The 16,723-nt window shown below is 32.2% G+C and carries 16 protein-coding genes, 1 tRNA gene and 1 pseudogene; 6 read left to right on the forward strand and 12 right to left on the reverse strand.

Annotated features, from left to right (window positions below; translation table 11 throughout):
- Window positions 1–28 precede the first annotated feature (28 nt).
- Both BUA89_RS07465 and BUA89_RS07470 read right to left on the reverse strand, forming a co-directional pair.
- Window positions 29–832 carry an alpha/beta hydrolase gene (locus BUA89_RS07465; protein ID WP_072955072.1) on the reverse strand — a complete coding sequence of 268 codons (804 nt, stop codon included), beginning with the start codon at window positions 830–832 and terminating at the stop codon, window positions 29–31.
- Between the two features lie 101 nt (window positions 833–933).
- Window positions 934–1,230 carry an MGMT family protein gene (locus BUA89_RS07470; RefSeq protein ID WP_072955075.1) on the reverse strand — a complete coding sequence of 99 codons (297 nt, stop codon included), beginning with the start codon at window positions 1,228–1,230 and terminating at the stop codon, window positions 934–936.
- A gap of 174 nt (window positions 1,231–1,404) precedes the next feature.
- Here BUA89_RS07470 and BUA89_RS07475 point away from each other — a divergent pair, with 174 nt between their 5' ends.
- Together BUA89_RS07475 and BUA89_RS23095 are read left to right on the forward strand one after the other, a co-directional pair.
- Window positions 1,405–2,196, forward strand: a complete 792-nt coding sequence (locus tag BUA89_RS07475; RefSeq protein ID WP_072955785.1) for a glucose 1-dehydrogenase — start codon at window positions 1,405–1,407, stop codon at window positions 2,194–2,196.
- 162 nt (window positions 2,197–2,358) lie between these two features.
- Window positions 2,359–2,505 (forward strand): hypothetical protein, encoded by a 147-nt coding sequence (locus BUA89_RS23095; protein ID WP_178362439.1) that lies wholly within the window; start codon window positions 2,359–2,361, stop codon window positions 2,503–2,505.
- Here BUA89_RS23095 and BUA89_RS07480 read toward each other — a convergent pair.
- The 4 genes from BUA89_RS07480 to BUA89_RS07495 all read right to left on the reverse strand — a co-directional run bounded on the left by BUA89_RS07480 (window position 2,502) and on the right by BUA89_RS07495 (window position 6,360).
- Window positions 2,502–3,590 (reverse strand): acyltransferase family protein, encoded by a 1,089-nt coding sequence (locus BUA89_RS07480; RefSeq protein WP_072955079.1) that lies wholly within the window; start codon window positions 3,588–3,590, stop codon window positions 2,502–2,504. The genes BUA89_RS23095 and BUA89_RS07480 overlap by 4 nt on opposite strands.
- Before the next feature lie 272 nt (window positions 3,591–3,862).
- On the reverse strand, window positions 3,863–4,834 hold the full coding sequence (locus BUA89_RS07485) for a deoxyhypusine synthase family protein (RefSeq protein WP_072955081.1): 972 nt from the start codon (window positions 4,832–4,834) through the stop codon (window positions 3,863–3,865).
- Window positions 4,835–4,899: 65 nt separating this feature from the next.
- Window positions 4,900–5,292, reverse strand: coding sequence for an alternative ribosome rescue aminoacyl-tRNA hydrolase ArfB (gene arfB, locus BUA89_RS07490; protein ID WP_072955085.1), 393 nt, complete (start codon window positions 5,290–5,292; stop codon window positions 4,900–4,902).
- Between the two features lie 42 nt (window positions 5,293–5,334).
- The gene (locus BUA89_RS07495) at window positions 5,335–6,360 is read right to left on the reverse strand and encodes an AMP-binding protein (RefSeq protein ID WP_072955090.1); all 1,026 of its coding nucleotides are present in this window, start codon (window positions 6,358–6,360) and stop codon (window positions 5,335–5,337) included.
- 101 nt (window positions 6,361–6,461) lie between these two features.
- On the opposite strand from BUA89_RS07495, the gene BUA89_RS07500 reads away from it, so the two are divergent.
- A tRNA-Gln gene (locus BUA89_RS07500) sits at window positions 6,462–6,532 on the forward strand.
- 589 nt (window positions 6,533–7,121) lie between these two features.
- On the opposite strand, the pseudogene BUA89_RS23285 reads toward BUA89_RS07500, so the two are convergent.
- From BUA89_RS23285 to BUA89_RS07530, 5 genes and pseudogenes are all read right to left on the reverse strand, one after another.
- Window positions 7,122–8,057: pseudogene (locus BUA89_RS23285) on the reverse strand (recombinase family protein); the annotation flags it as partial.
- Between the two features lie 90 nt (window positions 8,058–8,147).
- A complete protein-coding gene (locus BUA89_RS23100; protein WP_178362440.1) occupies window positions 8,148–8,315 on the reverse strand; it encodes a hypothetical protein in 168 nt (55 codons plus the stop codon).
- A 110-nt stretch (window positions 8,316–8,425) separates the two neighbouring features.
- On the reverse strand, window positions 8,426–10,105 hold the full coding sequence (locus BUA89_RS07520) for a hypothetical protein (RefSeq protein WP_072955093.1): 1,680 nt from the start codon (window positions 10,103–10,105) through the stop codon (window positions 8,426–8,428).
- On the reverse strand, window positions 10,102–10,746 hold the full coding sequence (locus BUA89_RS07525) for a hypothetical protein (protein WP_072955096.1): 645 nt from the start codon (window positions 10,744–10,746) through the stop codon (window positions 10,102–10,104). The genes BUA89_RS07520 and BUA89_RS07525 overlap by 4 nt, the downstream gene beginning before the upstream one ends.
- 68 nt (window positions 10,747–10,814) lie before the next feature.
- Window positions 10,815–11,369, reverse strand: coding sequence for a hypothetical protein (locus tag BUA89_RS07530; protein WP_072955098.1), 555 nt, complete (start codon window positions 11,367–11,369; stop codon window positions 10,815–10,817).
- Window positions 11,370–11,549: 180 nt separating this feature from the next.
- On the opposite strand from BUA89_RS07530, the gene BUA89_RS07535 reads away from it, so the two are divergent.
- The 3 genes from BUA89_RS07535 to BUA89_RS07545 all read left to right on the forward strand — a co-directional run bounded on the left by BUA89_RS07535 (window position 11,550) and on the right by BUA89_RS07545 (window position 15,061).
- On the forward strand, window positions 11,550–11,954 hold the full coding sequence (locus BUA89_RS07535; RefSeq protein WP_072955101.1) for a helix-turn-helix domain-containing protein: 405 nt from the start codon (window positions 11,550–11,552) through the stop codon (window positions 11,952–11,954).
- A 251-nt stretch (window positions 11,955–12,205) separates the two neighbouring features.
- On the forward strand, window positions 12,206–13,033 hold the full coding sequence (locus tag BUA89_RS07540) for a hypothetical protein (RefSeq protein WP_143152283.1): 828 nt from the start codon (window positions 12,206–12,208) through the stop codon (window positions 13,031–13,033).
- Window positions 13,034–13,036: 3 nt separating this feature from the next.
- Complete coding sequence (locus BUA89_RS07545) at window positions 13,037–15,061, forward strand: DEAD/DEAH box helicase (protein ID WP_072955108.1); 2,025 nt, start codon at window positions 13,037–13,039, stop codon at window positions 15,059–15,061.
- 271 nt (window positions 15,062–15,332) lie between these two features.
- On the opposite strand, the gene BUA89_RS07550 is transcribed toward BUA89_RS07545, so the two are convergent.
- Window positions 15,333–16,496: a plasmid recombination protein gene (locus BUA89_RS07550; RefSeq protein ID WP_072955111.1), complete on the reverse strand. Its 1,164-nt coding sequence runs from the start codon at window positions 16,494–16,496 to the stop codon at window positions 15,333–15,335.
- Window positions 16,497–16,723 lie beyond the last annotated feature (227 nt).

Below are 16,723 nucleotides of genomic sequence, written 5' to 3' on the forward strand. Positions count from 1 at the left end.
CGGCTTTGCCGCCCGAAACCGAAAAACATCATTTATTTAACATCTTTTCAATCTGCGCAATAATTTTGTCCGAATTATCTTTCATTGCTTCAAGATGGTTTCCTGAATATTCGAAAAACTCTTTTGGGAGAGAAGCCTTGGAATAATTTTCATAGCCTTCTTCATAAGGAACTTCTTTATCACCCCTGCTGTGAATAAAAAGTTTGGGAAGACCTTCCGTATCTTGTACATCTTCTTTTGCGGAATAGGGGGAAACGACATATTTAGAAATAACCTCTTTATATTCGGGTTTGTAATACATGGCAATATCTGTAAAAGAAGACAGACTTCCATCCATTACCAATCCGGCAATTTTGGTCTTATTGCTTCTCGCTAAATGAGCAGCAACCTGCGATCCCATAGAAGCACCGTAAAGAATGATTTTCGTTTTAGCAATTTCAGGTCTTTGAATCATATTGTCAAAGAATATTTGTCCGTCAGATGCAATATTCAAATGGGTCGGTTTGCCAGTTGATTTTCCATACCCTCGGAAATCTACCATGACCACCTGAAAATCATTTTCAACCAACGGCTTTGTCATAAATAAATAAGTTGAAACGTTTCCTCCTGCTCCGTGAAAAAATAAAACGGTTGCTTTTATTTTGCCGGATTTCGGTTTCAAAATAATTCCGGTGATGATATCATTTTGCACAGGAATAGAAAATTCTTCATAGTTCAAATTTTCTATGGGACGAAGTTCCTTATTCGGCTTATAGAAATTATCATCCATCTGTGCTTTAGAAAGGTAGATTGTGAATAAAAAAAGTACTGAAAGTAAAAATTTTGTTTTCATAGATTAATTTTATACTACAAAACTACACTTCCGGTATATTTCTTACTAAAAAAACAGACTCAGCCGTAATTTTAAACTACTGAACCGTAAAATTGACTATATTAAAGTTCTTCCAAAGGATTCCAGAATATTTTTTTAAAATTCTTAATTCTAAAATTCTCTACAACAATTCCTTCAGCTTCCAATCTTTCCTTGAATTCCGGTACCGACAAAGTTCCCGAACTTGAAATCACACGATGAGCCGGAACATCTTTCGGGCAGCCTCCCATTGCCTTCCCTACATGGCGGGAATGATTGGGATAACCCACTGCTTTGGCAATCGCTCCATAACTCGTTACCCTGCCTTTAGGAACCAGTTTTGTAATTTCCCACACCTGTTGTTTGAAAATTTCGTTCATACTTTGGTTTATTTAAATCAAAAATAAGAAATGAATATTTTCAAGCCCCATTTTTATCAATAAATATTGTATTCGATAATTTTGTATGTAAAATATTACAAAAATTATCATAGATCAAGATGACATTTGTTATTATTGTTGTAAATTGAAGCAATGATATTAAAACAAAATATTATGGCAAATTTAAAAGGAAAAGTAATAATAGTAACGGGAGCAGCCATGGGACTTGGTCTCGCTGCAGCAGAGGTATTAGCTTCTAAAGGAGCCGATTTGACACTGGTAGATTACAACGCTGAAGCTTTGGATAAAACAAAGGCAGATCTGCAGTCAAAATATCCTGATAATAAATTTTTAACCGTTGCGGCAGACGTTTCTGTTGAAGAAAATGTGAAAAATTATGTTGATGAAACCGTAAAAACATTCGGAAGAGTCGACGGGCTTTATAACAATGCCGGAATCGAAGGAAAGCAGGCTCCTTTGATCGATTATGATATCAATGTCTTTAAAAAAGTAATTGACATCAACCTTTTAGGCGTTTATTACGGAATGAAATATGTGATTCCTGAATTGCAGAAAAACGGAGGAGGAAGGATTGTAAACGTAGCGTCTGTGGGCGGAATCAGAGGTGTTTTGAATCAGACGGCGTACGTGGCAACCAAACACGCCGTAGCCGGAATGACAAAAAATGCAGCTTTAGAATACGGAAAAGATAATATTTTAACCAATGCAATTGCACCGGGAGCTATTTTAACGCCAATGGTTGCAGAAGCTTTCAGACAGGTAAATCCTGATGACCCAAAAGCTGCCGAAAAAGAATATGCATCGAGAAATCCTACAAGAAGATTGGGAGATCCTATGGATGTTGGGTATTTGGTTGCATATTTATTAAGTGATGAAAACGGTTATGTTTCCGGACAGGTGATTGCGATTGACGGAGGTGAATCCAACATGTACGGAAACCCGTAAATATAGTTATATGAAGTGATATAATTAATTTAATCTTGTTAGTGGTGAAATTGTCTGTCGTTTGGCAGGCAATTTTTTTATTTGAAAGTCTGATTTGATTAAGTTTAATTTGTCAAATCGCACAATTTTTGAATATAGTAAATCATCAAAATACTGCATATCATGAAAAAGTCATTCTTCCGATTTTTAAACAAGATCAATAAAGCTGTGCTTCCAAAATTAAGTGATAAAGATCCTAATAAACTGACAAAAATTCAGAAAGGAATTCTGGCGTATCGATATTTTGTCCTTGTAAATTCTTTAGATTAAATTTTAGCAATCAATTTTCTACACCCTTCGTACAAAGGCTTCTCGATCAGCAGATAAATGATAATTGAGCAAATCCACAGCAATACAAAATTGTTATCGGGCAAATAAAGGTATGATTTCAGTTTCATATTGAAATAGCTGAGATGGATCAGATAAAAGACAAATGAGGCATTACCTAACAGAACAAAAAATCTGGTCGATAATATTTTGGATATCCAGGTTTTTTCAGACATCAGCCCCCAAAAGAAAATGACAATTGCAACAGGCAAAAGAAATTCATGAATTACCCTTCCCTCCCATCGTTCTACTCCATGTACAAAGTTATTTCTTGCGAAAAACGCAATGGCAATAGTAAGAATCATCATTGAAATTCCGCCGGTCAATGTCGATCTTTTTAAAGTTTTTAAAAATTGGATTCCTCTTTCTCTTTTCATTAAATAAGCCAATAACATCCCGAAAAAGAATTCAAGGCTTCTTCCGAAAAAGGTACTTCCGATCATGAATTCCAGAGGATATAAAAAACCTTTTGATTTACCATTATATTCATGCAAGCCATACCCGATTCCCCAACCCAAAAGAAAAAATCCAATCAGGAAGAGAACGCAATATTTCCAACTTTTTTTCAACAAAAGAAATAAAAGAGGCGCCAGCAAATAGAAGAAAAATTCTACCGTAAGCGACCACGCCTGAACAATTCCGGAAACCGAATATTTCTCAAACAAAGAATAGAAAAGTGAATATTGCAGGAAGTAAGTATCCACATTTTTAGAGTATGGAGTATCCAGAAAATAAGCACTTAACAAAATCCAATACAACGGAAAAATCCTTGCAATACGAAGCAGGATATATTTTAAATAAGATTTTTTGGATTCTAAAGGTTTCTCTTCATATCGATACGCAAGCAAAAATCCACTCAAAACAAAGAAAACGGTCACTCCAATATGCCATTCACTGATGAAACGCATTACTTCAAACGGAAGATCGTTGCGCCAGTATTTACGGTTATGATACACAAATACCATGATCGCCGCAATAGCACGCATTCCTGTTAAAGCATCGAATTTATTTTTCTGAAGGGTTTCCAATTAGAATAAATATATTTTAGTATTGATTTTCTGAACACGAAGTTCACAGGGTTTTTATTTTTATCTAAAACTATTTTTGTTTCACAAAGCCGCTTCGCTTATAAAAGATGAGCAGTTTTTAAAACAACACTTTGTGGTCTTTTAAAGCAGAGCGTCTTTGTGAACCTTTAAAAATATATTTAAAAAAAACCTTGTGAGCTTTGTGTTCAGCTAAAAAACAAAAAGGCTTAATAAATAAGCCTTTTAAATATAATTAATTTGAAATTATAAAATTAGTTTTCAAGGATGTAAGAGAACATCAATGGTGCACAGATCGTAGCATCACTTTCAACGATAAATTTCGGTGTAGTGATATCAAGCTTACCCCAGGTAATTTTCTCATTAGGAACAGCCCCTGAATAAGAACCGTAAGAAGTCGTAGAATCTGAAATCTGGCAGAAATAAGACCAGAAAGGAATGTCATGCATTTCCATATCCTGATACAACATCGGAACCACACAGATCGGAAAATCTCCTGCGATACCTCCACCAATCTGGAAGAACCCAACTCCTTTTCCACCTGAATTTTTAGTATACCAATCAGCCAAATACGTCATATATTCGATCCCCGATTTCATTGTTGTAGGCTTCAATTCCCCTTTAATACAGTAAGAAGCGAAAATATTACCCATTGTAGAATCTTCCCATCCCGGAACTACGATTGGCAGATTTGCTTCTGCAGCAGCGATCATCCAAGAATTCTCTCTTGGAATTTCATAATATTGCTCCAAAACTCCGGAAAGAATCATTTTATACATGAATTCGTGAGGAAAATATCTTTCACCTTTAGCTTCAGCGTCTTTCCAGATCTCAACGATATGTTTCTGTAATCTTCTGAAAGCTTCTTCTTCAGGAATACAGGTATCTGTAACTCTGTTCAGTCCTCTTTCCAAAAGATCCCACTCATCCTGAGCCGTTAAATCTCTGTAGTGAGGAACTCTTTCATAGTGAGAATGTGCCACAAGATTCATTAAATCTTCTTCAAGATTCGCTCCTGTACAAGAAATAAAATCTACTTTTCCCTGGCGGATCATCTCAGCAAGAATTTTTCCCAGCTCTGCAGTAGACATTGCTCCAGCCAAAGTGATCATCATCTTTCCACCATCCTTAAGGTGTGCAACATATCCTTTAGAAGCATCCACCAATGCAGCTGCGTTGAAGTGCAGGTAATACTTTTCTATGAATTCAGTTATCGGTTTGCTCATTTTTTTAATTTTTGCAAAGATAGGAATTTTGGACTGTAAGATAACTGCTGAACGACAGAAGAATTTTAAAACTTAAAGCGTCGGTTTTCCTTCTTATCAGACAATTTTTTTTTCGTGTCTAATCTTTTCTGCTTTTGCGCTTTTGAAGGTTTTGTAGCAACTCTCTTTTTCGGAATAAATAATGCTTTATCCACAATTTCCAGGATTTTTTCAATGGCCTTATTTTTATTCATTAATTGAGTTCTGCTTTCCGAAACCGTTAAGAATAAAAATCCTTCCGCATTGATCCTGTTTTTCAGTTTATTTTGAATTAAATCTTTTTGATCATCATTAAAAAATTCAGATTCTGAAACATTCCAAAGAACCGTTACAGAAGTTTCAACCTTATTCACATTCTGTCCTCCTGCCCCACTGCTGCGGGAAGTTTTAAAATTGAGTTCTTTGGTAAAATCTTTCATTTTTAATTAGATTAACGGATGATACAGCAAAGATAAAAGACTTTACTTTAAAATATTTCTTAATTCTATTCGGTTTACTTTTCCATTTGGCGTTCTGGGAATTTTTTCAACGAAAATAATTTCTTTCGGCTTATGGAATTTTTGTTGATAATTAATTGTTGATAATTTCTCATTTATAAATTCAGATTCCCTTCCTTCAATAATTAATATCAATTTTTGTCCCAAAATTTCGTCATCAATTCCTAAAAATACAGCTTCATTCGGGATTTCTTTTTTTACTAAAGCTTCCAGCTGTTCGGGAAAAATTTTTGCTCCTCCGGAATTAATCACATTGTCGATCCTTCCCAAAAACCTGAACTGATTTTCATTTTTAATCTCAACTAAATCATTAGTTTGCAAAATTTTAGAATTTACTTTTGGGGCAAAAATCTTTAGACAACCTCTTTCATCCTGAGAAATCTCAACATTTTCAAAAACGGTAAAATAATCTTCCGCATTTGGAAAGATCTGCTTTAATCCAATATGGGAAAGTGTTTCAGACATTCCATAAGTCTCAAATATTTTGGTTTGAGGGTTTGAGTGCTGAAGAGTTTGAGAAATTTTAATTTTCAGACTTTCAGAAACCGCAGCTCCACCGATGATCAGATTATTAATTCGATATAATTTATCCAGAGAATTTTCTACCTGAAGAGGTGTCATAGCACAGAAATCGATTTCTTGTTCTAAGTTTTCAATTGGTTTCGTCGACGGATCTACGATGATTAATTTTAATTTTCTCACGATAGAACGAACGATCATCATTTTTCCCGAAATATATTCAATTGGCAGACAGATCAATGCGGTATCTCTTTCTTTTAATCCTAAAAAATTACAGGTCATTTCCGCAGAATTGATCATTTTTGTTTTCTCAATATCAAAAACCTTCGGAACTCCCGTGGAACCTGAAGTCTGCACTTTTACGGTTGTGGAATCTGAAAGCCATTCTTCTAAAAAAAGCTTGATCTTTTTTTCAAATTCTGTTTCAAAGCATAATTGATTAATATCGAGATTCTTAAAGTCTATCTGCATAATGAGCGTAAATAAAATGTACAGTAAATTTAAAAAAAATTGCAAAAAGTTCTTGCATGTAATGAAAAAAGCTGTAAATTTGCACCACTAAAAACAAACACAGACTCATGGTGTAGCGGTAACACTACTGATTTTGGTTCAGTCATCTGGGGTTCGAATCCCTGTGAGTCTACATTCAAGGAGAAATGATCAAAATGATCATTTCTCTTTTTTTTTACACCATCTAACTCATTGTTTATCTGAAATATATGGTATGCTATTGAGTTAATTCGGGCGGTTCGATAATGTTTTCCGTCAAATTCTAATTTTTCAGGAAATATCGAACCAATAATTGCACGCTTTACCTCAATTTCCCCTTCTTGATAGTGTTTTCCGATATTTTGAAGTGTCTCTAAGGCTTGTTCGAGCAGTTTATCTATATTGCTAATTTGAGGGATTGAACTTTTATTCAGTTCTTCTTCCAACTTTGAAATCCGGTCTTTGCATTCTCTTTTAATCTCCAGATATTCATCATCATCAATTATCTCACTAAGAAACTTGTTTCGAGCAAAAGAAAGTTTGTTATTTAAAGTATCAATTTCGTCAGATATTTTCTTTTTCTCTTTTAATGGATCGCTGATGAAGTTCTGATAATTTTCAGTTAAAAGCTTTTTAAGATATTTTTTAACTGGCGCATTCATTTCTAATGTCATTAATCCATCTTCAAAAAATTTATTGACGATCTCTGCTCTTTCTCTGAATCCGCAAATAGAATTACAATGATAATAATAGTATCTATTATTTCGACCTCTTGAAGCACTGGCCGTAAGTGTTTTACCACAGTTAGGACACCTTAAAAATCCACGAAGTGGAAAATTTTCCTGAACAGTGATTTTTGTGTTCGGTCTTTGAGGTCTTTTCTTTCCATCTAGAATCTCTTGTACTTTGTCAAAAAGTTCCCCACTGATCAATGGCTCATGCTGACCTTCAACAAAACAGGCTTCCTCATCCTTATGTTTTGGAACAAATACTTTACCGCAATAAATCGGGTTGCGAATAGCTATATGAAAGGATGTCTTGCTGACACCTTTTCTCAAAGATTCATTAATTTTTGTTCTTATTGAATTGCTAGCATAGATACCTTTAGCCAATTCATTGAATGCCCACTTCATTTTTGTTGCTTCCGGCTCTTTGATTGCAATATACTTTTTACCATTCTCGGTTATCTTGTTAGCATAACCAAATGGGGCTTTTCCCATAACACGCCCTTCTTTGACAGCTCTTCTCATCCCATAAAATACATTAAGTGCTCTTCTATCATTTTCAACCTCGGGCGCAGCCAAATAGATAGCCAACATCATTTTATTTTCAGGGATGGAAAGATCAAGCGGTTGTTCAACGGCTTGTAAATCCACACCCAACTTTGAAAGGATGCTTATCATCTGATAGGCATCGCCAGCGTTTCTACTAAAACGATCCCATTTCGTGAACAAAATAATATTGGTTTTAGAACCTTTTTTCTTAAGTTCAATCAGAAGCTTCTTCCATTCGGGACGGTTAAAAGATTTTGCAGAATGGTCTTCATAAATAACATTTCCTACAGTTAAATTATTTTGTGAACAATAACGTCTGAGACGTTCTTCCTGATCTCTTTGGGAATAACCTTTATCTGCCTGTTCATCTGTCGATACACGTATATATAAATCTGCTGTTTTCATAATTTTAAAATTTAGTTCTGTGGAATTATAGTAAGTATGGTCAAATAAGAAAATTTCAGGTTTATCAGTCGGATATTCTAGTAAGGAATATCATTTCTGATCAGTATCGAAGTACTTTTTAATGACCATCAATGTAAGGTTGTAAAGAAACTCCATTATCAATTCAGCTTCTTCTTTCGAAAGCTCCGTACCTTCAGACCGGAAATATTCGATAACTTCCTCTATTGGTATTTTTTTGATTTCTTTTGCCTTAGACATAAATGCAGAATTTCCCTAAAAATAATTCAGAGAAATTCCATTTATTCCGTGATATGTATCTCACCGCATAGTTAGGCACAGAAAGTCTTCAATTAGAAAAAAATTATTTTCTAAAGGTCTATTTTATTTTCTGATAGTATTGCACTCTCCGTTTTATCGCAGATTAAATTCGTCTTAAAATCATCTAGCAATTTACCATTAACAACAGTTTCTTTAAGTTCATCCATCAGCTTTTTTACAATTATTTTCATACAATTTACTTTCTCTGTGTCAACTTTTCCTACACTATGATGCACGCTCATATTGTAATCAGTAAAAGAAAATATATTATTAGAAAATTGCTCAAACATATAGTTGTACTTATATATGTACTTATCAGCGTAGATACATAATTGCCAAAGGGCTTCACTGGTCATATAATTAGGTAGATAAAATGTTTTTACATAGATGTAAGTTCTGCAAAAGGACAAAAGAAATAATGCGAAGATATTATCTACTCCCTGATAATTTTCTTGCTCTCCATCAATTAATTTATAAAACTGTAATGAACTTTGTAATGTACTCTTATAATGGAAATACAGATCACTATGCTGTGGTTGATGAGGCATTTCCCAATGTGGCTCAGGATGAAATTTATCTGAGGAATAGACCAAATGTTTGCCTTGCATAATGAAAACGAAGAAGCTTTGATATTGATATAGATTCTTCTGAATCCAATACCGATCGTGACCGACCAATAAAAATTTGTACTCTTTTCCAAATATACTCGTCAAAGAATGAGTAATTGCTTTTATTTTTTCATTATTAACATTCAAGCCAATCAAAAGTAAATAGTAGGTTGTCACTTCTCCATAGGTTGTTTTATGAAAGAAATATATTTGTTCCAATTCTATAAAGGTTAGGATTCTGTCAATTGCCTTATTAAGTATTTCATCTGTTTGATACTCTTCTATAGGGAATATATCCTGACCAACAGTATAAATTTTTTCATATTGCTTTTTGATCAGATGCTTCAATTCGTAGAATCTAGCTTCAACTAGTGTAAACAGCGAATCTTCGATGATTCTTAAGGATTCAAACATTTCTGTATTGTAAATCAGATCATCTTCGTTAATCGCTTTCTTTACTTTTGCGAAAAGTTCAGTTATAAAATATTCCCTTGGATTTTTTTTGACAAAATAGGATTGTAGTTCCGGAATATAAATCAACAATTGATTTATCCTTTGGTTCAGATCGATGTCACTTGTCCTGTCTCCGCTATATAGTTCCTCTAAGTATTCTAAGTCATATTGGATCAGTTCTTCGAAAGAGGTAAAAACACTGTTATATGAATCCTCAGCAATAAGTCTTTCAATTTTTATCCTACGAATTTCGTGGTCGTGGTGGAAAGCATCTTCGTAGCGGTTGTATTTTTTCTTGTATTTTTTCCAAATCCTATCTGTCAAAATTGATAATCTTGAGTCTTCATTTTGATAGATTATCGAAGATCGCTGGCAATGGTACTCTATGAAAGGATGACCCTTTGACAATTGATATTCTAATCTTGAATAATCAATGAAATAAAAGTAAACTTCATACTGATCTCTAAATTCTTTCAACCATCTTTTTGAACGCAATTTCGCTACATCTGCAAATTTATTGAGCTGAACCAAAATGTGTGATCGAGTTGATTGCTTTTCTTTCTTATAGAATACCTGACCGATGAAATAATCCTTAACAATTTGCTCTAGTGTATTTTCAATAAACTCATTGGCGAGAATTGAAAACGGAGATTTATTTGGTGTTTTCATAGCTGAAGGTTTTTAGATTCAAAACCACTATCATAATATATAAAGATAGCTTCAATAAATAAACGAACCAAGGCAAACCACACCATCATGTCAATATACTCATCCATTTCGGGGTCATTGTCAAATCCTACTGTTTGTTTCAAAACAAAATCAGGGTCTTTCATCTTTTCCTGATACTTCTCAAAATAGTCAATTCCAACTACTGATAATATAATAAGAAACAGCTCATTAATACATTCCTCGGAAGTGATTGCATTCAATATATAATTTATGCTATCAAATTGAGTTACGTTATAAACCTTGCATCTGCTCGAATTACCTTCATCCTTGTCAAAGTAAAAGTGAATGAGTAATAACAGGCACGAAAGCAATCCTGCCGTCTTGATATCCTGCCTGCTTGCATCTTTGATCTCAATCTTTCCTGATAACAATTTCTCCAGTTCGTATTCTTGAATCAAATCTGGATAGCTATCGAGCAGTTCTGTGAGTCTGGGATTATTCAGTTGGTCACGCAGGCGGAATAAACCTAATTCAAGATCTTCTCCTTGAGAATTCTGAACCAGAATATTTAATGCGATCTTAGCTTGTTCTTTTGTTTGTACAAGCTGTTTTTCTTTACTAAAGAATGTGTTATTTTTCATATCAATAATTTTATCTTTAGTAAAGTTGAAAAAGGGATAAGAGATATTCTATTCAGGTAAGGGATATTTTATTCACGATTCTTATTTACTTTATTCTTGATTTTTTTAATACCTCTTTCGTTAATTATCTGTGCTGCATCCAACATCTTAACTAAGTGGATATGTGGAGTGATGAGGTCATAATCAAATTGTTCCTTATAAGGAGATAGCGATACGTGAACAATTTCGTTAAGAAAAAATTCATATTCTTCTAAAGTCTTACATTCAAATGCTTTTTCAAATACAAGAAATGGATTTTGATATTCTTCTTTGTTTAAAGATCCCTGACTTAAGATCTGCCAATCTTTGGGAGCTTTTTTTACTTCCCATCTTTTAGCTTTGAAGTTAAGCAGATACACACCTCTTATAAATGATCTGACAGCAGCATGAAAATCAAAAAGATCTCCCGGGCGTTCTTTATTACAGACCTCAGCTTTATTTACATACAACATAATCTCGCTGAGTGTACTTTTATAAATATCTATAGTACAATAATTAAAGAAAGCATTGATCAGCTTAAATGGATCTACAATTTCATCGATTGCCCAAAAATTGGTTTCCATCGATATTTTTATCTTTTTCATAGGAATAGGTTTTAAAATTTGAGAACTAAATTCTCTTTTGGCGACTGAATAATCTATTCTTTAAGCGAATAAAATATCCGTTGGAAGGGATATTTTACAGGATAATTTTTTAACTTTACAATTCAGACGAATTAATAGAAATGGCTTTATCTTTAAGCCTTCAAAATTTTGATAACCGCTATGGAACAGAAAATACATCAGGGAAGAAACGTGAAACGCTTTAGAGAAATGCTTGGTATTAAGCAGGAAGCTTTAGCATTTGATTTAGGCGAGGACTGGAATCAAAAGAAAATTTCTATGCTGGAGCAGAAAGATATTATCGAAGATGATATATTGAAAGCAATTTCTACTGCTCTTAAAATTCCTGTAGAGGCTTTTCAGAACTTTGATGAGGAACTTGCTGTCAATGTTATTGCCAATACGTTTGGGGATCATAGCATTGGATTTCAAAGAAATGACAATCCAACGTTTCATCCAGTTGAGCAAATTTTAAAACTTCACGAAGAAAAGATTGCTTTATATGAAAGAATGTTGAAAGAGAAAGATGAAATGATGGATAGGCTAGAGAAGCTGATCAACAAATAAAATATAAGTAATTCGGGATAATTACTTTTTCATAAGAAAGGCTCAACATAAAGTTGAGCCTTTTTAGCTCAACCAATCATTTTTGCTTTTCTTTGACCAATATGTTAGCATTACGGATTGTCGTAAGATTGATATTATCTTCTTCATTATCTTTATCCACTAAATTTTATAGCAGCTTTATTTATCGTTAATATTGAAAAATAATATAAATTTACATTCTAAAAAACTACTAATAACCAGAGTAATAACCAATGTCATTAACTTTATTAAACAAAAAATGTAGTACTTGTAAAAAGTATAACTTTTCGATATATAATCATTCTTTAACATTTGATGAATTGGATGCTTATATTCTAGAAATACTGTATGAAGAAAGCAAATTGAACTATCTTTTTCAAAAAAGCAAATCAATTTCTTCAAAACAAAGAATCATTCAATTACAAAGATTTTTAGAGAATTCCTTTATAAATAGGGAGGCTGACGTTGATAATACAGAGATTTACAAATCTATTTCATCAAATCAAAATCAGACATATTACTCCTTTTTTGCTGAAGCACTCTTAGCAAGATTAAATATTGATTACGTTGATAATCATTTAATTACTGGTGTTATTTCTGTGAACGAAAATTTAACAAAAATATCGACTGGAGCAGATGTTTGTATGTTTTCTGATAGAACCTTAGTTTTAGGGGAAGCAAAATTTTATGGCTCTTTGAATAAAGGTATTCATTCTATAATTGAAGATAGCAGCTTTAATAGTAAACTATCAGATTTCATAAAAAATGTTACGAGTTCAGATACTGAAATTATCCTCAAAGATATTACTGGAGATATTTGCGAAAAAACTTCGGAAGAAATTAAAAAATTGCCACTCATATTATCGGGATTCGTCTTGCATACTAGAAATAAATCTGACAACTACGACAAAACATATGATTTAGTTGATAACATTAAAATATCAGATTTTCCATCACATTATAATATCCATCTATACCATTTGCCTATAGAATCTAAAACGGAACTGATATACAAAGCTCAAAGAACAGCTTTAGATTTAATTATTGATCTCAAAAAATAATTTATGATAAATCAAAAAAATCGAGAGACCTTAATCAAACTTTTAAATGATTCTGAGCAAAAGGTTAATATTGAAGATCTTTTTCTTTACGAATTGTCTCCATATTATAATGAGAAAAAAGATAATTCCTTTTTTTCTAAACAATTGGAATTTATACAGATAAATAATTTGTTAAATCATAACCTAAGTAATATCTCTTTTACTCCAGAGCAGGTAAAAATTTATAATCAAATTATTGAAAATGAAAGAATACTAATTTCTGCACCAACAAGCTTTGGTAAAACAATGTTAGTAAAAGAATTTATTTTTAATGAACAGCCCAGTGTCATAGTTTTTTTAGTACCAACAAATTCTTTAGCAGATGAGTTGATTGAGGATTTTAATTCTTTATTTAAACCTTTAGGATATACCATTTACGATACAATAAAAGAAGGAAGCATTATAGGCGATAAAAGTATTTTTATTGGAACTCAAGAAAAATACTACCAAATTTTTCAATACTTTAATTTAAGGATTAACTTATTTGTCATAGACGAAGCTTATAAATTAAGTGATAAAATTAATAGTAGTAGAGAGGTATTATTAAATAGAACTTTTATCGACACGCTCAATGTGGCGGATAAAGTTGTTTTATTACTACCTCTAGTTAATGAAATTAATGGATTAGATAATTTAAATTTTAAAACTTTAAGTACTGATTATGCACCTGTAGCTAAGAATTTCATTCCTCTAAAGTCTTTTAATAAGATTTTACTTGAGGATATAAAAAATAGTACAGAAAGTAATCTGATATATTTTAATTCTCCATCAGATGTAGAGTCTTTCTTTTTGGACAAAATAGATTTTTCATTAAATGAGAATAGCAAAATATCCGAAAGTTGGATTGAGCGTGTTGAATCGGATTTTCACCCCGAATGGACTCCAGTTAAAGCAATTAAAAAAGGTATAGGCATACATTATGGACCTATGCCAAAATTCATACAGAAAAAAGTAATCGATCTCTTTAATACTTCAGAGCTAAAAACATTGCTTGCTACATCTTCTGTAATTGAAGGAGTTAATACACCAACAAAAAATATTTACATTACAACAGCAACAAAGATTTTAGGCGATAAAAACCTAATCAAGTTTAAAAACCTTATTGGAAGAGCAGGTCGTTTAGGAAAGCATAAGGTTGGAAATGTATTTTATCAAGAATTGCATCAAAAACATTTTGATGAAGCAAACAGACCCTATGAAAATATTAGTTTAAATTTTATCATTCAAAATGAGGACGAAATTATCGAAATCAATAGAGAGGAAGAATATAATTCCACCAAAACTAATGATGTTGTAGATAATAAGACAGGAGACGAGTTTAAAATTAAAACTCAAGGTTATTTAGAAGATTCAAATTACGGAACTGTTCCTATTGAACAAATTAGTTTGCTATTAAACAATTTTGGTTTTACAATTAAACAATTTAAGAAGTTAGTTGATTATTGCAAAAAACCTGAAATTAATCTATTCGGAGTTTTGGGCACATTACAAGCTTCAGATCCTGATATTTTTAGTATTAATGTTGTTTTAAGTTCTGGATATGTGACAATAAATGAAATGGTGGAAAATTTAAGATTTCAAAATAGATTTAAAGATAAAAGTCTCTCGAAAGTTGTCTCTATTGTTATTAAAATGATCTACAATGTTGTTCCTCATAAAGTTATTCCTGCGATAGAGTTTATCATAGAGTTAAATGAACTGTATCGTTCATATAATAGTCAATTTCTCTTAAAATCTGACATTATGAAGGAAGCAAACGTCAAAAGAATCTTATTTTATAATAAATTTTTAGGACAAGACAGTCTTAAAGTTGATTCTTCTAAGAAGATAATGACAAAACTATTTGAATTTGGTATTCCCTACTTACGTGCAAAAGAGCACATTAATAACATTGCAGAGAGAATTCCAAATAATTTTTCTATTTATGATATTAGAAAAGTAATATTTGATGACGATTCAATGTATGACCTCAGAATCTATTTTGAATAAATCAAGATCTGATAAGAGCTTTAAAAGTTTGCTTCTATTTTAATCAAAACATCATTAGTTGATGTCAAATTATTTCAGAATAATTTCTAAAAGAAAAAAAGAAAAAAAAGAAAGCCAGTCCATCATTGTTACAGATTTTAATAAGCAAGTTTATCAATAAAAATACGACTTGAAAGGTGGAGATTTTTATTGATACCGATAGGCTTGAACTTGTGTTTGTAATCTGAAACTATTTATTTGTTTTCTTTTTATTATTTTTTACAATCTTCTATTACAACCGTAGTTGTTTTTTCTTCTTTTGTTGTAAAGTAATTTGCTCAGACTTATAATTGATCTCAGAATTGCCAAAATTTAAGAAAGATATTATTTGAGAAACACTTTCTGAATCTTTAAAAACTTCTTCAAATGCAGAGAAAGGTATATTGTTCTCCTGCGAAACCTTCTTACAAATATTATTGATTTCTGCGATTAACTTTTCTTTAGAGCCAGTAAATAGCTGAGGTAATTTTGTTTTCTCAAATTGTAATGTTTTGACCAAAGTATCCTTTACCGAATCCAAATATTTTATTTTTTCACTCGAATAAATATTGCCGTTGGATAGAACGGTGGATAATTTATTTTTTAAAATTGAAATTTCTTTTTTAAGATCAAAATTTTTACTGCGCAGTTCTGTTATAAGTTTGTTTTTTAAATCTAATTCCTGTTCGTTTTTGCTAAGCCGGATATTGTAAGTTTTAAAAGCTTTTTCATAGTTGTCGAGAGTTAGATCGGTTTTAATCTTCTTAAAGCCTAAGAAATCACTTTCTTTTACAATCAAATCTTCAAACTTTTTGGAACTCAGCTCAGATTTGACACCGTTTATCTTTTCATCCAGTGCTAAAAGCTCCTGTTCTTTTTTCTGGATCTTAAATTCTATAGCTTCTAATCTACCTTTTGAGCCTTCAGTACCTCTCTCCATTCCTAAACATTCCGATGTGATATCCTGCATTTTTGAATAGTGGAAAGATTGATGCTTTAAAGTTTTTCCGGTTTGCAGATTTTGCCAATCCGCAACAAGATGAGCGTGATAATTGGGTTTCCATTCTTTAGACTCTTTATCAAAATGTCCCTCATCTTTATGGACAGCAATCTGGAAAATTCTGATTTGTAATTCTTCTTCAAGTCGTTTTGAAAGCTGATGCAGATCCTGCATTGTTGTATTTTCTTTAATCACTACAACCGCTTCTCGAATAGGCATTGCATTTTTTTGCAATTTTCTTCCAGACTTTTCTTTGCAGTAAGATTCAATCTTGTGTAGTCTGTCTGAAAGTTTTTCTTCTGACCAATATTCGTTTTTAGCTGTTAAGTCTTTTCGAATATAATCGAAAATTTTCTTTCTGAAGTTATGGGCTTCGGAATCTGATTTTGCCGCTTTGAAATTAATGGAAGTTTTCATAGACACAATAACTAATAACTATTCATTTATTAGTTATTGTGTCTATGAAGACGATGAAATTGCTTCCTTTGGCTATTAAGTGGAAAGCTGATTTACATTTATTTAATAATAAATTTTAATACATAAAAAGTATTAGACTTACTTAAAAATCTCAAATTTTTTTCAGACATTTATTAAATCTTGGATGTGGATGCTGATTGTTTTTTGTTCTCTTTCCATTAAACCAA

The organism is Chryseobacterium arachidis, from assembly GCF_900129245.1.
GTDB lineage: Bacteria > Bacteroidota > Bacteroidia > Flavobacteriales > Weeksellaceae > Chryseobacterium > Chryseobacterium arachidis.